Annotated in this window: 3 protein-coding genes; all 3 read right to left on the minus strand. The window is 60.2% G+C overall.

The window, feature by feature from the left end:
* Positions 1-374: 374 nt before the first annotated feature.
* The gene (locus ACO59D_RS13040) at positions 375-1,067 is read right to left on the minus strand and encodes a C39 family peptidase (protein ID WP_485127349.1); all 693 of its coding nucleotides are present in this window, start codon (positions 1,065-1,067) and stop codon (positions 375-377) included.
* Positions 1,068-1,149: 82 nt separating this feature from the next.
* Complete coding sequence (locus ACO59D_RS13045; RefSeq protein WP_130812086.1) at positions 1,150-1,647, minus strand: acyl-CoA thioesterase; 498 nt, start codon at positions 1,645-1,647, stop codon at positions 1,150-1,152.
* A 7-nt stretch (positions 1,648-1,654) separates the two neighbouring features.
* On the minus strand, positions 1,655-2,239 hold the full coding sequence (locus ACO59D_RS13050; protein WP_485127350.1) for a cysteine hydrolase family protein: 585 nt from the start codon (positions 2,237-2,239) through the stop codon (positions 1,655-1,657).
* Between the last annotated feature and the right edge of the window lie 131 nt (positions 2,240-2,370).

Below are 2,370 nucleotides of genomic sequence, written 5' to 3' on the forward strand. Positions count from 1 at the left end.
ATCCGGGCGAGCTCATCACGTTGAGGAGGAACTGCCCGCGAGACCTGAGGTCCTCTCGCACGCGGTCCGCCTCGGCGTCATTGTCGGCAAAGACGCTCTCCTTGAGCTCGATCACCTTGACTTCTTCCATGCGCTTCCTCTCCAATTGCATGTCGCACGCAAGGACTGCACCCTTGCGGCCCCTTACCGCGAAGGCACAGGGAACGTCCCGTTTCACGTGTACGCCCCGGCACGCTGTTTCTAGCACATTTCCCATATCCTAACAGGTGTCTGACCAAATTCAGACGTCAACAGGGAAGGTTTCTCCCACGCGGTAGCACGTTCGACTTGGCAGGGCATGCGTGGGGGGCGTGGGAGCACGCGGCAACATGGACCTATGCTGCCGAGAAGCTCCAAACCGCCTCGGCCTCGGCGCAGATGGTCGAGAGGTCCCAGCGCCAGAGGCTCCGAGCTCGGCTGTTGGAGTCGTGGACGATGGCCTTGCCGTTCTCGTCCAGCCCCTCGATGGCTATATAGTGCCCGACCTCGGTGAATGCGCCAGGACCCATCATGCAGATAACGGGGTGACCGGCCTGGAGCGCGGCGGAGAGCGCCGCAGGCGTGGTGACCACCGACTCGCTTGTGAGGCCGAGCTTCTCGGCACCCGCTGACATGAGTAGCCACGAGCTGCCGTTCTTGTTGGTCGAGTAGCCATTCTCGGTGCTGAAGGCCGCCATCTCGGCGGGGCCAAGCGACGTATCGCCCGTGAGGTCTATGTAGACCATGGAGAGCGCCGTTGGCCCGCACCCCTGCGTCTCGAGGGTGTCGCCACTGTAGGGGACGTCCTTGTACTGTGGGTCTATCTGGTAGAGGTAGGGCATGGAGCCTTGGTACCACTCGTCTCTCGGCGTTGATTGTGGGGCCTGCGTGACCGGCACCACTTCGTCGTCCATGGCAATGGCACGCTGTGTACCAGTGATTTCCTTGTGCTTCGCGGACTGGTCCGCCAACTTGAGCGCTATGACGCATACAACAACCGCAATCGCCGCCATCACACATATGGCAGTGCTGAGTCGGACCTCTTGCATTGACAGTCGCCGGTGGCGACCGCGCATGTGAACCGCCTCCCAGGGGAACTCGATTGGCTCGCAACCAAGTGTACCGCAGGGGCTAGAACCCCTCCGCGGCCCTCGTCTTACGATTGACTATCCGCTTGAGGGCATCCTCGTTCTCGCGACGCTCCTCATCGGTCTCGAAGGCGAGACCGTACTCTATGGGCGTGGGATTGCCCATGCTATCGACGCACACTTCGGTGAGGTAGGCCTCGTTGATGAGGCGCCTCTCCCCTGTTACCACGTCTTCAACGTAAGAGTCGACGCGCACCTCCATCGAGGTGCGTCCCACGTGGGTTACCCTGGCGACAATTGCCACTACATCATTGAGGAGGACCGGGTTCTTGAACGTGAGCTGGTCCACGCAGGCCGTGGTGATGTCGCGACCGCAATGCTTGCGTGCCGCGACGCCTGCGGCCTCGTCAATCCACTCCATAAGCCTGCCGCCGAAAAGGCGGTTATTGCCATTGATGTCCTCGTAGCGCACGATCCTCATGCTCTCGGCGAGCGAGTCCGATACGCTCTTGTTCCCCCTGGGGAAGCTTCTTTCGTCCATATCTCACCTACCTGTGTTCATTTGCCATTGTGGACATGCTAGTCACGGCTTGGCTTGTTGTTTCAACTCTCGTGCCAAAACAGCGCGTCATGTGCTCGAGTGCGCCCTCCTGCGTGCCCACCAGGAACGTGCGCGTGGCATCAGACACGACGATGGAGTCGTAGCCCAGGTTCCAGGCATCTGCGAGTGTGTGCAGGACGCAGATGCCGGTGTCCTCCCCCACCGCGATGACGGTGCGAACGCCAAGCTCGCGCAGGGTCAGGTCGAGGTCCGTTTGGAAAAAGCCCGAATAGCGGCGCTTTGGTATGACAAAATCAAGTGGTCCGCTCCCCGCCTCGAGCGCGGGATGCGGATGCGCCTTGCCCTTTATGCCATGCTCGCCCCAAAGCGCTAGCTCCCGGTCAATACCGGGGATGTGCTGGTCGCAGAGGAATATGACGGGCATGTTGGCCCTTCTGGCCGCCTGTGTCAGAGCAGTGGCATTGGCGACAAGGGCCTCCTCCTCGGGGCTTGTTGCATAGACGGTATCTGCGTCATCGGTGACGAGGACGTCTATGACGAGAAGTGCGGCATTCGAAGCGCCTAATGACATGCGTGCCTCCAAAGTACGTAGTCTCTTGTGTGGCAAATGATACCCTTTGAGTCGGATATTATGCATTCGGTCGCAGCCTAGACGATATGTAGAGTGATCGGGACCTCACTCTGTAAAGCAGTGGCCATCGA

This window comes from Tractidigestivibacter sp. (assembly GCF_057241865.1).

Excerpts from the sequence above, each read along its gene's own strand:
- ACO59D_RS13050 (WP_485127350.1), bottom strand. The coding sequence starts at position 2,239 with ATGTCATTAGGCGCTTCGAATGCCGCACTTCTCGTCATAGACGTCCTC.
- ACO59D_RS13040 (WP_485127349.1), bottom strand. The coding sequence starts at position 1,067 with ATGCAAGAGGTCCGACTCAGCACTGCCATATGTGTGATGGCGGCGATT.
- ACO59D_RS13045 (WP_130812086.1), bottom strand. The coding sequence starts at position 1,647 with ATGGACGAAAGAAGCTTCCCCAGGGGGAACAAGAGCGTATCGGACTCG.